Genomic DNA, 13,627 nt, shown 5'->3' with positions numbered 1-13,627 from the left:
AGAACGGGTTCGGTTACGACCCGATCTTCGTCCCGGAGGGGGACCGGCGCACCTCCGCGGAGCTGCCCGCGGAGGAGAAGGACGCCTGTTCGCACCGGGGCAGGGCGCTGCGCGCCCTGGTGCCCCGGCTGCGGGAGCTGACGGACACGCGCTGACCGGGCCCGGCGCCGTCCGCGTCGTCCCCGGGCCGTGCCGTCCGGCGCGGTGGAACGGGCCTGACTGGCGGAACCGGCGGGGCCGGTCAGGCGGCCAGGTCCAACTCCCGGAGCAGGCGGGCGACGTGGCCGGTGGCCTTGACGTTGTACCGGGCCACGGCGAGGGTGCCCGCCGGGTCCACGACGAACGTCGAGCGGATCACACCCTGCACGACGCGGCCGTAGTTCTTCTTCTCGCCGAACGCGCCCCACTCGGCCAGCACGGTCTTGTCCGGGTCGGACAGCAGCGGGAAGGTCAGCCCTTCCTTCTCGGCGAAGGTCGCCAGCTTGTCCGGCTTGTCCGGCGAGATCCCGAGCACCCGGTACCCGGCGTCGTTCAGCTGGGCGAGGCTGTCCCGGAAGTCACACGCCTCTCTGGTGCAGCCGGGGGTGCCCGCGGCCGGGTAGAAGTACACCACCACCGACCGGCCGCGGAGATCGGACAGCGTCACCGTCTCGCCGCGGCTGTCCGGGAGGGTGAAGTCCGGGGCCGGGTCGCCGGGGGAGAGCCGCTTCTGCTCGGTCATGCCGGGCAGCCTAGCCAACCGTCCCGGCGCCCCGGGCGGCCCGGTGGACCTCAGACGGCCCCGGTGAACACCGCCGTGTCCCCGTCCGAGCCGTCCGGATAGAGCTTGAGGGTGAGTCGTGTGTCGTCGGGGGGGACCGCGAACGCGAGCGTGAAGTTCTCGCTGTCCTCGACGGGGACGTCCTTGTCGGCGTCGACAATGCCGTTGTACCCGCGGGCGGAGTCCCGCACCTGCTTGACCTCCTCGCCGGCGACGGTCGCGGTCACCGACAGCTTGGAGAGGCGGTACGGCCGGTCGGACCCGTTGTAGACGTCGATGCCGACGGAGACGGCACGTTCGGCCGGCGGGTAGGCGTTCTCGCTCGGGGTGAACGTGTCGGGCGAGGACGCCGAGATGACCAGACCCGAGGAGAGCCGGACCCGGGAGCCGAAACCGGCCTCCCCGTCCGGGAGCTCCGCCGAGGACGGCGTCGTGGAGGGCACCGTGCTCGACGCCGCCCCGGCGGGGGCGCCCGTCGCCGGGGCGCCGATCGCCGGCGCGCCGGATGTCGCGTCGTCGGCCGAGGACGGGCCGCAGGCGGTGAGCGCGAGCACCGCGCACAGTACGCCGACAGGCCCTCGCGTTCGCACAGCCGTACTCCCTGGTCCGATCGTCCGGTCTCGCTGCTCCGTTCGGCGGCGCACACGCCGCCACCTCTACTGTGTCGGCGACGGTCCGGGCTATCCACCCGGGGCGGGGAGTCGTCGCAGATCCGGTTCCGGGATGTGTCTTCGTCGTAATGTGCACCCGGCCCTGCGGTGGCCGCGGTCACGACCGAGGGTGCCCGACCGGGTGTGGCACCGGCGTGACCTCAGACGGCGATCGCGAAGACGAGGATGAACACGGCCAGGCCCGCGAGCCAGATCACGATGAGCCAGCCCCAGTCCCGCCAGGGGTCGAGCCCCCGGCTGTCCTCGCCCGGGACGTAGACACCACGCCTCTCGAACCGGTCGGCCCAGCGCTCGGGCCAGCGGAGCAGGCGTCGGGCGGTCACTCCTGCACCTCCTCCGCGTCGTCCGGCGCCGCTCACCCGGCGTCACGGCCACGATACTCCGGGCGAGTGGACCTGCCCGCAAGTCAACGACACGTATCGATCCGCTGCGGTGTGTTCCCGGTGCGGGCCGAACGATCTAGTCTCGCACTCTCGCAAGGACAGCCGGGGGCGGGGCGACACCGCCGCCCGGCCGCCCACGGACCCGGATGATGGGAGGCGGAGGATGCGAGCATCGGCCTGGTGGCGATCCGCGATCTTCCTGAGCGTCACGGCACTGGTGGCCACCGCGTGTGCGACCGGTGGAAATCAGCAGGGAGGAGGCGGTGACGGGGGGAACGGCGTACTCGATCTCGGGTACGTGCTCCCGGAGACGGGGCAGCTCGCCTTCCTCGGCCCACCACAGATCGAGTCGGTCGGACTCGCGATCTCCGACATCAACGAGGCGGGCGGCGTGCTCGGCGAGCCGATCCCCGAGGTGGTGGGCAGCGACGAGGCCGGCCAGGTCGGCGTCGCGGTCGACTCCGCGCGCCGGGTGCTCTCCTCCGGGGTCGACGCGGTGATCGGCGCGGCGGCCTCCGGGATGTCGCTCGCGATCATCGACAACATCACCGGCTCCGGCGTGGTGCAGTGCTCCGGTTCGAACACCGCCGCGACGTTCAGTGACTACAACGACGGCGGCTTCTACTTCCGCACCGCACCGAGCGACAATCTGCAGGCCCCGGTACTGGCCGACGTGATCACCGGCGACGGGCACCAACGGGTCGCCATCGCCGCCCGCGCCGACGACTACGGCCGGGGACTGATGGAGGCGACCAGAACGGCCCTGGAGGAGCAGGGCGCCGAGGTCGTGGTCTCCGAGACCTACGACCCCGAGGCCACCAACTTCGACCAGGTCGCCCAGCAGGTCAGCGGTGCGGACCCGGACGCGGCGCTGGTCGTCGCGTTCGAGGAGGGTGCGCAGGTGCTGCAGGCCATGGTTGAGGCGGGCGCGGGTCCGCAGGACATCGGCATCTACGGCACGGACGGCCTCCGCAGTGCCGAGTTGGCCGACCTCGTGTCCCCGAACGACCCCGGACTGATCTCGGGGATGAAGGGCACGGCACCGACGGCCGAGAACGACGACTACAGCGCCCGGCTCAAGGAGTTCGCGCCCGAGCTCACCGAGATGCAGTTCGCGCCGCAGGTCTACGACTGTGTGACCACCATCGCGCTGGCCGCCGAGGCCACCGGGTCCGACGACCCGGGCGCGTTCGTCTCCCAGATGAACGGGGTCACCCGGGACGGTGAGAAGTGCACCTCGTTCGCCGACTGCAAGGCGTTGCTCGACGAGGGCACCGACATCGACTACGACGGGGTCAGCGGGCCACTCGACTTCGTGGAGGCCGGTGAGCCCGGCACCGCGACGTTCGACGTCTACACCTACGACGACAACGGCGAACTCCAGACCCTGGAGACCAAGCAGGGCTCGGTCGACTGACCACCCGGCCACCGGTGTGCCGTGAAGGACTCCTTCGCTGCGTGTGATGCGGTGAAGGAGTCCTTCACGGCACCGGGCGCAGGCAAGGGGGCCTTCACGGCACGACCCGGGCCGGGTACGTGGACGGGTCAGCGGGCGCGGGCGAGGGTGCCCAGGTAGAGCTCGATGACCTTCTCGTCGTGCAGGAGGTCCGCGCCGGTGCCGGTGTAGGCGTTCGTTCCCTGGTCGAGGACGTATCCGCGGTCGCAGATCTGCAGACACCGGCGGGCGTTCTGCTCCACCATCAGCACCGCCACGCCCGCGGAGTTGATCTGCCGGACCCGGTCGAACACCTGGTCCTGATACAGCGGCGACAGCCCCGCCGACGGTTCGTCCAGCAGGAGCACCTCCGGCCGCATCATCAGCGCCCGCGCCATCGCCAGCATCTGCCGCTCCCCGCCGGACAGGGAGTCGGCCTTCTGCCCACGCCGCTGCCCGAGCAGCGGGAACAGCTCCTCGACGAAGTCCCGGCGCCCGGTGAACGCCTTCGGCCGCAGATACGTGCCCATCCGCAGGTTCTCCTCCACGGTCAGGGTGGAGAACACGTTGTCCCGCTGCGGCACGTACCCGAGCCCGCGGGAGACCAGCGTGTGCGCGGGTTTGTTGGTCAGGTCGGCCCCGCGGAACCGCACGCTGCCGCTGCGCACCCGCAGCAGTCCGAACACGGCCTTCACCAGGGTCGACTTGCCCGCGCCGTTCGGCCCGACGATCCCGACGATCTCGCCGGGACCCAGTTCGAGGCCGCAGCCGCGCAGGATGTCCACCCCGGGGACGTAGCCCGCGTACACCTCCTCGGCCACCAGGAGGGGCTCACTCATCGTCGGCCTCCGTTCCCCGCGCTCCCGGTTCGTCGTGGTGGCTGCCGAGGTAGGCGTCGATCACGGCCGGGTTCGCCCCGACCGCGTCCGGCGGCCCCTCCGCGACCACCCCGCCCTCGGCCATGCACACCACCCAGTCGCTGATGCCCATGACGACGTCCATGTCGTGCTCGACGAAGCACACGGTCAGGCCCTCGTCCCGCAGGTCGGTGATGTGTCCCAGCAACGACTGGGTCAGTGCGGGGTTCACCCCGGCCATCGGTTCGTCCAGCATGACCATCGTCGGCCGCGCCATCAGGGCCCGCGCGAGCTCCAGCAGTTTCCGTTGGCCGCCGGAGAGCGTGCCCGCGTACTCGTCGCGCATGTGCGCCAGCCGGAACCGTTCGAGCAGCTCGTCGGCACGCCGTTCGATCCGCTTCTCCTGAGGGGTCCACACCGGCGGGAGCAGGGACAGCAGCAGGTGCTCGCCGCGCTGGCCGCGCGCGGCCAGCTTCATGTTGTCCAGCACCGAGAGCTTCGACAGGGTCCGGGTGAGCTGGAAGGTGCGCACCAGCCCTCCCCGCGCGATGCGGTGCGCGGGGCTGCCCGCGATCGTGGTCCCGTCGAACGACCAGGTGCCCGCGTCGGCACGGTCGAACCCGCTCAGCACGTTGAACAGGGTGCTCTTGCCCGCCCCGTTCGGGCCGATCAGTGCGGTGATGGTGCCGCGCTGGATCTCCAGGTGGTCCACGTGGACGGCGGTGAGGCCGCCGAAGGCGCGGGTGACCCCGTCCGCGGTCAGCACCGGGTCCGGTTTGGCGACGCCCGGTTCGGCCGGGACCGTGGCCAACGGGTCGTCGGGGGCGTCGGTGGGCGTGTCAGCGGGCATCGAGCAGCATCTCCTTGCGACTGCCGAGAATGCCTTGCGGCCGGAAGATCATGAGCAGCATCAGCCCCAGGCCGACCAGTGCCATCCGCAGCGCACCGACCTCGGACTCGTCGATCACGGTCGGGGGGACGATCCCGTTCGAGATGGCCTCCCGCAACAGGCTGTCCAGGAAGGTCAGGATCGCCCAGAACAGGGCCGACCCGAGGATCGGGCCGAACACCCGTCCCGCGCCGCCGAGCACCAGCAGCGTGTAGAGGTAGAAGGTGACCACGGGGTCGTAGCTGTCCGGGTTCACCGACTGGTTCTGGATCGCCAGCAGCATCCCGGCGATCGAGCCCAGCGCACCACCGAGGACCAGGCTGGCCATCTTGTACGTGTAGACGCTCTTACCGAGGCTGCGGACCGCGTCCTCGTCCTCGCGCACGGAACGCAGCACGCGGCCCCACGGGCTGCGCACCAGCAGCCAGACCACCAGCGTGGCCACGGCGACCAGACCCCAGGACACCGTCAGCACCCACATGTCCCGGGCACTGAACATCAGTGTCAGGAACTGGTACTGGTTCGGCGGGAACGGGTTGACCGCGTAGAAGTCGTTCGCGAACTGCTGCAGTCCGAACACGCCGCCGGTGACCGGTTCCGACCATTCCGAGCGGTAGAACAGTCGCAGGATCTCGCCCGCCGAGATGGTGGCGATCGCGAGGTACTCGGCACGCAACCGGAGGGTGGGCAGTCCCAGCAGCAGTGCCAGCACCACGGAGCAGGCGAGGCCGACGAACACCCCGGCGGCCAGTGACAGGCCGAACGTCGAGACCGAGACGGCGACGCCGTAGGCGCCCACCAGCATGAACGCGACCTGCCCGAAGTTGAGCAGGCCCGTGTAGCCGAAGTGCAGGTTGAGCCCGACGGCGGACAGCGCGTACACGGCCGCGATCGGCCCGATCCCGGCACGCAGCGCGTCGGAGAGGATGACTTCCCAGTTCATGTGTACCGCCTAGCCCACTCGTTCCCGCCGGCCGAGGATCCCCTGCGGTCGCACCAGCAGGACGACGATGAGCGCGAGCAGCGCCCAGGCGTTCTGCAGATCGACCGGGAACCAGAGGCTGGAGCCCTGCGCGACGATGCCGATGACGAAGCTGCCCGCCATCGCCCCGTACGCCGAGCCGAGCCCGCCGAGGATGATCCCGGCGATCATCAGCAGCAGCAGCCGGAAGCCCATGTCCCAGGTCACGATCTCGGCGAGTCCGAAGAAGACCCCGCCGAGCGCGGCCAGGGCGCCACCCAGCAGCCACACGAACAGCACCACCCGCTGGACGTCGATGCCCGAGGCCTCGGCCAGGTCCCGGTTGGCCGAGACCGCGCGGATGGCCGTGCCGATGCGGGTCTTCTGCAACAGCAGGGCGAGGCCGACCAGCACGAGCACGGACAGCACCGTGATCGTGAGGTCCCGGGGGGTGATGCCGACGGGGCCGAGGGTGAGCGGCTCCTGGAGGTCGTACTCCCGGTACGAACCCGGTCTGCTGCCGAAGATGACGAGCGTGAGATGTCGCAGCAGCAGGGACAGTCCGATCGCCACGATGAACGCGTTGATCATTCCGGTACCGCGTCTGCGCAGTGGTCGCCACAGTCCGACCTCCGCGATCGCCCCGATGACCGCGCCGACCACGACGGCGATCGCGGCCGCGGCGACGATGTGCAGACCGGGCCCCGCGGCGGCGACGTTGACGAAGAAGGCGACCACGGCGCCGAGGGTGACCAGTTCCCCGTGCGCGAAGTTGATCAGATGCGTCGTGCCGAAGACGAGCGAGAGCCCGACGGCCGTGATCGCGATGATGGCGCCGAACTGGATGCCGTCGACGAGAGCCTGTGCCGCGCGGGCGGGGAAGGTCGGGGGTCGGGGTACCCCGTCGCCCTGTGCCGCGGCGGTGGCCGGCGCCAGTGCCGTGAACGTGAGGACGAACGCGGGGACGAGGAGTCGGGATAGCCGCACTGCCACCTCACGCCGGTCGGGGTCGTGTTGGGCGATCAAGTGTAAGCACAGTTACCTCGTCTGAGTGGCCCCGTACGTGATCGTTACCAGATGTAGTCATGGCGCGTGTCACGGACGTCGGTGCGTCATACCTGACTCCTCCTTTTGTCTGCACCTGTAGTCCGTTCGGGGGGCTTCGAAGGAGTGGAATGTGATGGAGGAACGAACGTCGCTGGTGCTGAGCGCCCTCACCGCCGCGCACCGGGAACTCGCCGAGCTCATCGAGGCGCTGCGCGCGGGGCGGGTGTCGGTGACCCGGCAGCACGACCTGGCCGCACGGCTCATCGAGGCGGGCGACCTGCTCGACGAGCACGCCGACCGGCAGGCCTCGGCGGGTAACGGGCACGCCGGCGGCTAGCTCGTCCGTGACGGCCCTGCCTCGCGGGGCCGAGTCCCGGGGAACTCCCGTCCCTGCTCGCCGGTGCCGACGAACGCCCGCCGACGAACGCGTGTCGGCGGGCGCGTGCCGACGACGTGGCGGTGCTAGGGCGTCGGGTGTGCCTCCGTCGTCGGCGGCAGGTGCAGATAGCCGCCGAGCAGTCGACGGAGTCGGGCGAGCGCACGTCGACCGGCGTCGGTGGCGGCCGGGGTACCGGGGTCGGTGTCGGGAGCGGCCGGAGTGCACGGGCCGACGTCGCGTGCGACCTGGACGACGAGCGAGCCGAGGTGCTCGGCCATGGCCTCGGGTTCGGGTTCGCCGAGCGCGGTGAGCGCCTCCCGCAACGGAACTTGGAGTTGAGCGTGGAACTCCTTCATCGGCGTGTGCAGGACCTGCGGATCGACGGTCCGCATCAGGGCGTTGGCGACGGCCTGCTGGGGGCCGGTGAAGAGTTCGACGTTGGCTTCGATGTAGGCCCATACCCGGGCCCCGGGGGAGGAGGCCGCGGCGACGCGGTCGAGGACATGCCTGGCCCAGTCGGGGAAGGAATCGGCGACGACGGCGGCCAGGAGCTCCTCCGCGGAGGCGAAGTACTGGTAGACGCTGCTGCGGGCGAGGCCGGCCCGTCGGCCGACCTCGCCCATCGTCGGCACCTCGCCGGTTTCGGCCAGGATGCCCCGGGCCGCCGCGATCAGTGCGCGTCGCTGGTGCTCGTGGTGTTCGGCGACGGTGGCAGCCTGGATGCGAGGCATGGGCACTCCTTGCGGTTTACCCGATTGTCGCTCCAGGGGTTCGCACGTCAGCGAGTGGAGGGGGTGAACGCGCCGAGGCGACCGTCGACGATCTCCAGGACCCGGTCGCAGTGGTGGAGCACGTCGTGGTCGTGGGTGACGAGCACGGTGGCGACACCGTGCTCGTGTGCCTCCTCGGCCAGCAGCGCGACGATCTCCTGACTGCGCCGGCGATCCAGCGCCGCTGTCGGTTCGTCGACGAGGAGGATCTCGGGACGGGTGACGAGTGCGCGGGCGATGCCGACGCGCTGACGCTCGCCTCCGGAGAGTTGATGTGGGCGGCGCCGGGCCTTGTGGTCCATGCCGACGTCGGTCAACAGTGCCACGGGGTCGCGCGGATTCGCCACACGACCGAAGGTCAACGGGAGCCGAACCTGGTCCAGACTGGTCAGGGCCGGGACCAGGTTGCCGGACTGGAAGACGAATCCGATCCGTTCGCGCCGGATGCGGCTGCGCTCCCGCGGTGTCGCGGACGACAGTTCGCTCCCGCCGACGAGGACCGTTCCCGACGTGGGGGTCGTCAGTGCGCCGGCCACGGCCAGGAGGCTGGACTTACCGGAACCGGACGGCCCGACGAGCGCGACCACTTCACCGGCCGCCACCTCGAGGGAAACACCGTCGAGGGCGCGGACGGTCCCGTCACCGTCGTTGTGCAGGAGAGTGACGTCCGAAAGGATCAGGCCGCTGGTCATCGGTTACCTCCGAGTGCGGTGAGCGGGTCGACACGGGTGATGCGGAGGACGGCGACAGTGGCGCCGACCATCCCGAGCACCAGCAGAAGCGCGGTGGCGCCGATGATCGGCTGCGCCTCCAGGGCGAACGGCATCGGAGTGGAACTGATCGCGGCTCCGGCCGCCAGGCCGATACACATGCCGACGCAGGCAGAGGCGACGAGCAGGACGAGCGATTGCAGCAGGATGTCCCGAAGGAGATAGGTCGTACCGGCGCCGAGGGCCCGCAGGACCGCGATCTCCTGTCGCCTGTTGATCGTGATGACAGTGAAGAAGGCACCCACGACCAACGCCGAGATGGCGTAGAGGAACACCTGGATCAGCTGGAGGGTGGAGGTCTCGGCGGTGTAGCCGGGGGAGGCGCCGTACGATTCCTCGCGGGTCAGTGAGGTGGTCCCCGCCCGCTCGTCGCCGGCCGCCAGGTCGACCTCCGCGTTGGTGTGGGCCCGCACCCCGACAGCCGTGTACTCCTCGTAGACCCGGTCGGGGATCTCACTGCCCGGGTGCGCGCCTGCCTTGATCTCCTGCCAGCTGCGCAGCGGAAGGTAGCCGACGTCGACGTGGCCGAAGGTGTGTTGCTCCGCGAGGATGCCGACCACATCGAGTTCCGTGCCGGTCGGTTCGAGGACGACCGTGTCGCCGACCTCGACTCCCTCTTCGGCCGCGGTCGCACTGATCACGACCTGCCGCTCGCCGTTGAGGCGCTCGCCCTCGGCGACCTCGGGGTCGAGCACGGAGCCGGTCTCGATGCCGAACATCGCCAGATCGATCTCCACGCCGCGGTCGGTCCGGGTGTTGACCAGGGTATTGCCGAACGGCGTCGCCTCGGCGACCCCGTCCTGCTCGGCCCAGGCCTCCACGTGCTCGGGGCCGACGACGCTGCGCGAGAAGGCCGAGTCCTCCGCGACGTCCTCCTGGAAGGCGAAGGACGTCACCGGCATCTGTTGCAGTCCGGACACACCGTCGTTGGCGAGACCGACCGACAGGCCGCTGAGCAGGACCATGAGGATCGTGATCAGGCTCACGACGGCTCCCATGAGCAGGAAGCGGCCGCGAGCGAAGGCGAGTTCACGTAAGGCGAGGAACATGGCTGCTCACCGAGCCGGGATTCGTGTTGTCAGCATCTCCGGGACGATACCGACACCCTGTCGGCAAGATTCGACGGGTGGTCCCGCGGCGGCCGGGGACGGGTGGCGAGGCCCAAGGCACAGTCCCTTCCGGTCGCTCGGGGTGGTGCGGTAGGCTACGTGTAGTGCCGGGAACAAGCCCGGTACCTCGGGGCGTTGCCCCGAACAGTCGCAAGTTTTGCGTGTTCGTGTTCGTTCACGTCCGCGGAAATCGGTTGCGGGCGTGTCGCTTGTCCTCGCGTAGCTGGAGTGGTGGCCGTTCGAACCTTGCGGCTGCCCGTGTCCGCCCGGTGCGGCGCACGAGAGACCACACTTCGAGCTGACGGAGGTACGACATGACCCAGGGAACCGTGAAGTGGTTCAACAGCGAAAAGGGCTTCGGCTTCATCGCCCCCGATGAGGGCGACGGCGACGTCTTCGTCCACTACTCCGAGATCGAGGGCCGCGGCTTCCGCAGCCTCGACGACGGCCAGCGCGTCGCCTTCACGGTCGGCCAGGGCACCAAGGGCCCGCAGGCCACCGGCGTCCAGGCGCTCTGAGCGAAGCCCGCTTCGACGCAGCCTGAGAAGGCCGTCCGTCGCCGGGGACACACCCGGTGACGGACGGCCGTCCCCGGCGATCGGAGTCGCGGTGTCCGCGTGCCACGTGGCCGCCGAACCGTCGACACCCCACGACGAGGGACTGATCTTTCTTTTGACGACATTCATCTCCACCGAGTCCGACTCCTCCGCCGACGTGGCGCCCGTGCGGTTCAGCCACACGACCAGCGAGGAACCGGTGGACTACTCCGAATTCGTGCCGCGGCAGCACGACCGGCCCGCGGGCCTGTGCACGCCCTTCAGCTCTCCGGCCGCGAACGTCGTCGCACCGAACGACGCCGAGCCGGCCCCGGCGCGCCCGCCCCGCCGCACGAGCGGCAACCGGAAACCCGCCCACCGCTGACCCCACCCGCGAGTCGCCACCCCGTGCGCGCGAGTCGCCGCCCCGTGCGCGTGAGTTGACGCCCCGTGCGCGTGAGTTGACGTCGGGCACTGGCGAATTGACGCTCCCCGACGCGGCAAAGGCCGGGCAGAGTCCGCCTTCGGCGATCCTGTTCCGCGGCTCCGCGAGGGCGAATCACTGATTCACGATCGTGGAGCGGCGGCCTGCTGTCCTGCAGTGGCGACTCGCCGTCTTGAAGCGGCGACTCGCCATTCTGGGACGGCGACACGCCGTCTTGAAGCGGCGACTCGCCGTTCTGGAGTGGCGACTCGCGGGGCTGGGGTGGTGGCTGGCGGCGGGCCGGGGGCGTTGCCCGTGGGTATCGTGCTGTCCGAGGGCAGCCGACCACGGAGTCGCCGATGGGTGCCCACGCTTTCGGCCTGTTCGCCGTCATCCTCGCGATCGCCGCGGGTGCGGCGCTGATCGCGACGCGCCTGCGGCAGCCGTTGATCGTCGCCTTCATCGGCGTCGGCATCCTGGTGGGCCCGACGGGGACCGGCTGGGTCGTGGCCGACGGCACCATCGAGCTGCTGGCCCGCATGGGCATCGCGATCCTGCTCTTCCTCGTCGGCCTCCGCCTCGATCTGCACCTCATCCGGAGCACCGGACCGATCGCGCTGGCGACCGGGTTGGGGCAGATCGTGTTCACCTCGGGCGTCGGGTTCCTCATCGCCGTCGCGCTGGGCATGGACACGGTGAGTGCCCTCTACGTCGCGGTGGCGCTCACCTTCTCGTCCACGATCATCATCGTCAAACTGCTCTCCGACAAGCGGGAGCTGGAGCACCTGCACGGCCGGATCGCCGTCGGGTTCCTCATCGTCCAGGACATCGTCGTGGTTCTGGTGATGATCGTGTTGACCGCGTTCGGCCGGACCACGGGGGACAACCTCGTCCTCGACGTGAGCCTCGTGTTCGCCAAGGGCCTCGGGCTCGTGGCGGGCATCGCCGTGCTGAGCCGGTACGTGCTGCCGTGGCTGTCCCATCACATCGCCCGGTCCCAGGAACTCCTGCTGCTGTTCGGCATCGCGTACGCGGTGTCGGTGGCGGCGTTCAGCGACTGGCTGGGATTCAGTTCCGAGGTGGGCGCCTTCCTCGCCGGGGTGTCGTTGGCCGGGACGCCGTACCGGGACGCGCTCGGCGCCCGTCTGGTCAGCCTCCGGGACTTCCTGTTGCTGTTCTTCTTCCTGGACCTGGGCTCCCGCCTGGAGTTCACCGACGCCACCCGGCAGATCACCGAGGCGCTCGTGCTCTCGGTGTTCGTGCTCGTCGGGAACCCGCTCATCGTCGTGTTGATCATGGCGGCCATGCGGTACCCGGTGCGGGTCGGGTTCCTGGCCGGGTTGACCGTGGCACAGATCTCGGAGTTCTCGCTGATCCTCGCCGCGCTCGGACTGAGCCTGGGCCACATCACCAACGCCACCGTCGGCCTGATCACCGTGGTCGGGATCATCACGATCGGTGCCTCGACCTACCTGATCCTGTACTCGCACACGATCTACGAACGCATCAAGCACCGGATCGCGGTGTTCGAGCGTCGTGGACACCACCGGGCGACCTCCGGGGACCGGGAGACGTTCGACGGGATCGTCTACGGACTGGGACGGTTCGGTGGTCACCTCGCCGAGCGGTTGGGCGGCACCGGGCACCGCGTGCTCGCCGTGGATTTCGATCCGCACCGGGTAAGCGCCAACGACCGCACCCAGGTTTCGGCGGTGTTCGGCAGCGCCGAGGATCTGCACTTCCTGGAGACCCTCCCGCTGTCCACGGTCCGCTACGTGATCAGCACCATCCCGGTCGCGGAGATCAACAAGGCGCTCCTGCAGGGGCTGCGGCACCACGGATACCGGGGCGTGGTGGCGCTGACGGCACACACCGCGCGGGACGCGGCCCTGCTCCGGGAAGCCGGGGCCGACGTCGTGCTGGAACCGTTCGCCGCCGCCGCGGACGCGACCACCGAGGCCCTCGACCGGCTGGGGCTCCACGGCGGTGGTCACGACGACGCCGGTGGTCACGACGCCGGTGGTCACGACGACCGTGACGGACCCGGCACAGCCGGGTGATCCCCGCCACCGCGGTGGGCCCGGTGGGAGTCGAACCCACACTGGCACGGACCTAAACCGTGTGCCTCTGCCTGTTGGGCTACGGGCCCGATACGCCTGTAGCGTAACGTGCGGGCCACCCGACGGCGTGGCCGGTGAGGCGTTCGCGGCACCCGTGATCTACCGTGACAGCCTGCGAAGAGGATGTGGCGAGGGAGGACACGTGGCGCGCGACCCGGAGACCATCGAACGCGACATCGAGAAGGCCAGGGAGCAGCTCGCGACGACCCTGGACCGGATCGGGGACAAGGCGAACCCGCAGAAGCTCGCGGACACCGCGCAGGCGGGTGTCCGGGCCAAGCTCGACGACCCGAGGATCAGGTACCCGCTCGTCGGCACCGGGGTGCTGGTCGCCGTGCTGCTGGTTCGCAAGCTGCTGCGCTGAGGTGATCCGGGAACGCCGGGTGGCTCGGGCGCGCCGGGATCCGGCACACCGCCCGGGCGGCCGGCGTTCCCGGACGGCGGGCATTCCCGGACGGCGGGCACCGACCGCGGTCGGTGCCCGCCGCAGCGCTCAGTGCGCGGCGTGGGCGTAGG

General features: G+C 70.1%; 17 protein-coding genes and 1 tRNA gene. 7 read left to right on the top strand and 11 right to left on the bottom strand.

The annotated features are described in order from the left end of the window. A partial coding sequence (locus SACPADRAFT_RS25735; RefSeq protein WP_007024630.1) for a non-canonical purine NTP pyrophosphatase occupies window positions 1-155 on the top strand: 155 nt, incomplete at its 5' end. A gap of 86 nt (window positions 156-241) precedes the next feature. Here the strand turns inward: SACPADRAFT_RS25735 and bcp are convergent. The 3 genes from bcp to SACPADRAFT_RS0205465 form a co-directional block, all read right to left on the bottom strand. Continuing rightward, complete coding sequence (bcp, locus tag SACPADRAFT_RS0205475; RefSeq protein WP_007024631.1) at window positions 242-721, bottom strand: thioredoxin-dependent thiol peroxidase; 480 nt, start codon at window positions 719-721, stop codon at window positions 242-244. Between the two features lie 50 nt (window positions 722-771). Continuing rightward, a complete protein-coding gene (locus tag SACPADRAFT_RS0205470) occupies window positions 772-1,350 on the bottom strand; it encodes a hypothetical protein (protein WP_233357125.1) in 579 nt (192 codons plus the stop codon). Between the two features lie 221 nt (window positions 1,351-1,571). Next, window positions 1,572-1,754: a hypothetical protein gene (locus tag SACPADRAFT_RS0205465; RefSeq protein WP_007024633.1), complete on the bottom strand. Its 183-nt coding sequence runs from the start codon at window positions 1,752-1,754 to the stop codon at window positions 1,572-1,574. A 223-nt stretch (window positions 1,755-1,977) separates the two neighbouring features. Between SACPADRAFT_RS0205465 and SACPADRAFT_RS0205460 the strand changes: the two genes are divergently transcribed. Beyond that, window positions 1,978-3,231 carry an ABC transporter substrate-binding protein gene (locus tag SACPADRAFT_RS0205460; protein ID WP_007024634.1) on the top strand — a complete coding sequence of 418 codons (1,254 nt, stop codon included), beginning with the start codon at window positions 1,978-1,980 and terminating at the stop codon, window positions 3,229-3,231. Between the two features lie 128 nt (window positions 3,232-3,359). Here the strand turns inward: SACPADRAFT_RS0205460 and SACPADRAFT_RS0205455 are convergent, their stop codons facing one another. The 4 genes from SACPADRAFT_RS0205455 to SACPADRAFT_RS25730 are packed head-to-tail and all read right to left on the bottom strand — an operon-like array spanning window position 3,360 to window position 6,943. Further along, window positions 3,360-4,088: an ABC transporter ATP-binding protein gene (locus tag SACPADRAFT_RS0205455; protein WP_007024635.1), complete on the bottom strand. Its 729-nt coding sequence runs from the start codon at window positions 4,086-4,088 to the stop codon at window positions 3,360-3,362. After that, window positions 4,081-4,956 carry an ABC transporter ATP-binding protein gene (locus SACPADRAFT_RS0205450; RefSeq protein WP_007024636.1) on the bottom strand — a complete coding sequence of 292 codons (876 nt, stop codon included), beginning with the start codon at window positions 4,954-4,956 and terminating at the stop codon, window positions 4,081-4,083. The genes SACPADRAFT_RS0205455 and SACPADRAFT_RS0205450 overlap by 8 nt, the downstream gene beginning before the upstream one ends. Next, entirely contained in the window at window positions 4,946-5,938 is a 993-nt protein-coding gene (locus SACPADRAFT_RS0205445) for a branched-chain amino acid ABC transporter permease (protein ID WP_007024637.1), read from the bottom strand. The genes SACPADRAFT_RS0205450 and SACPADRAFT_RS0205445 overlap by 11 nt, the downstream gene beginning before the upstream one ends. 9 nt (window positions 5,939-5,947) lie before the next feature. Beyond that, the gene (locus SACPADRAFT_RS25730) at window positions 5,948-6,943 is read right to left on the bottom strand and encodes a branched-chain amino acid ABC transporter permease (protein ID WP_007024638.1); all 996 of its coding nucleotides are present in this window, start codon (window positions 6,941-6,943) and stop codon (window positions 5,948-5,950) included. Window positions 6,944-7,136: 193 nt separating this feature from the next. Between SACPADRAFT_RS25730 and SACPADRAFT_RS0205435 the strand changes: the two genes are divergently transcribed. Next, window positions 7,137-7,340: a hypothetical protein gene (locus SACPADRAFT_RS0205435; RefSeq protein WP_007024639.1), complete on the top strand. Its 204-nt coding sequence runs from the start codon at window positions 7,137-7,139 to the stop codon at window positions 7,338-7,340. Window positions 7,341-7,465: 125 nt separating this feature from the next. Here SACPADRAFT_RS0205435 and SACPADRAFT_RS0205430 read toward each other — a convergent pair whose 3' ends face one another. Genes SACPADRAFT_RS0205430 through SACPADRAFT_RS0205420 form a run of 3 tightly spaced genes read right to left on the bottom strand, consistent with a single transcriptional unit; the run spans window position 7,466 to window position 9,971 of the window. Further along, window positions 7,466-8,113, bottom strand: coding sequence for a TetR/AcrR family transcriptional regulator (locus tag SACPADRAFT_RS0205430; RefSeq protein ID WP_007024640.1), 648 nt, complete (start codon window positions 8,111-8,113; stop codon window positions 7,466-7,468). Between the two features lie 47 nt (window positions 8,114-8,160). Continuing rightward, complete coding sequence (locus SACPADRAFT_RS0205425; protein ID WP_007024641.1) at window positions 8,161-8,844, bottom strand: ABC transporter ATP-binding protein; 684 nt, start codon at window positions 8,842-8,844, stop codon at window positions 8,161-8,163. Beyond that, on the bottom strand, window positions 8,841-9,971 hold the full coding sequence (locus SACPADRAFT_RS0205420) for an ABC transporter permease (RefSeq protein ID WP_007024642.1): 1,131 nt from the start codon (window positions 9,969-9,971) through the stop codon (window positions 8,841-8,843). The genes SACPADRAFT_RS0205425 and SACPADRAFT_RS0205420 overlap by 4 nt, the downstream gene beginning before the upstream one ends. Before the next feature lie 374 nt (window positions 9,972-10,345). Between SACPADRAFT_RS0205420 and SACPADRAFT_RS0205415 the strand changes: the two genes are divergently transcribed. From SACPADRAFT_RS0205415 to SACPADRAFT_RS0205405, 3 genes are all read left to right on the top strand, one after another. Continuing rightward, entirely contained in the window at window positions 10,346-10,549 is a 204-nt protein-coding gene (locus tag SACPADRAFT_RS0205415; protein WP_007024643.1) for a cold-shock protein, read from the top strand. 91 nt (window positions 10,550-10,640) lie between these two features. Then, window positions 10,641-10,952, top strand: coding sequence for a hypothetical protein (locus SACPADRAFT_RS0205410; RefSeq protein ID WP_007024644.1), 312 nt, complete (start codon window positions 10,641-10,643; stop codon window positions 10,950-10,952). 398 nt (window positions 10,953-11,350) lie between these two features. Beyond that, on the top strand, window positions 11,351-13,051 hold the full coding sequence (locus tag SACPADRAFT_RS0205405) for a cation:proton antiporter (protein WP_007024645.1): 1,701 nt from the start codon (window positions 11,351-11,353) through the stop codon (window positions 13,049-13,051). A 15-nt stretch (window positions 13,052-13,066) separates the two neighbouring features. Here the strand turns inward: SACPADRAFT_RS0205405 and SACPADRAFT_RS0205400 are convergent. Next, a tRNA-Leu gene (locus tag SACPADRAFT_RS0205400) sits at window positions 13,067-13,140 on the bottom strand. A gap of 113 nt (window positions 13,141-13,253) precedes the next feature. Here SACPADRAFT_RS0205400 and SACPADRAFT_RS0205395 point away from each other — a divergent pair. After that, window positions 13,254-13,475, top strand: coding sequence for a DUF3618 domain-containing protein (locus tag SACPADRAFT_RS0205395; protein ID WP_007024646.1), 222 nt, complete (start codon window positions 13,254-13,256; stop codon window positions 13,473-13,475). Window positions 13,476-13,627: the final 152 nt, after the last annotated feature.

This window comes from Saccharomonospora iraqiensis subsp. paurometabolica YIM 90007 (genome assembly GCF_000231035.2).
Taxonomy (GTDB): Bacteria; Actinomycetota; Actinomycetes; order Mycobacteriales; family Pseudonocardiaceae; genus Saccharomonospora; species Saccharomonospora paurometabolica.
The sequence above is the reverse complement of the archived record's forward strand: the minus strand, read 5'-3'. Positions and strand labels throughout refer to the sequence as shown.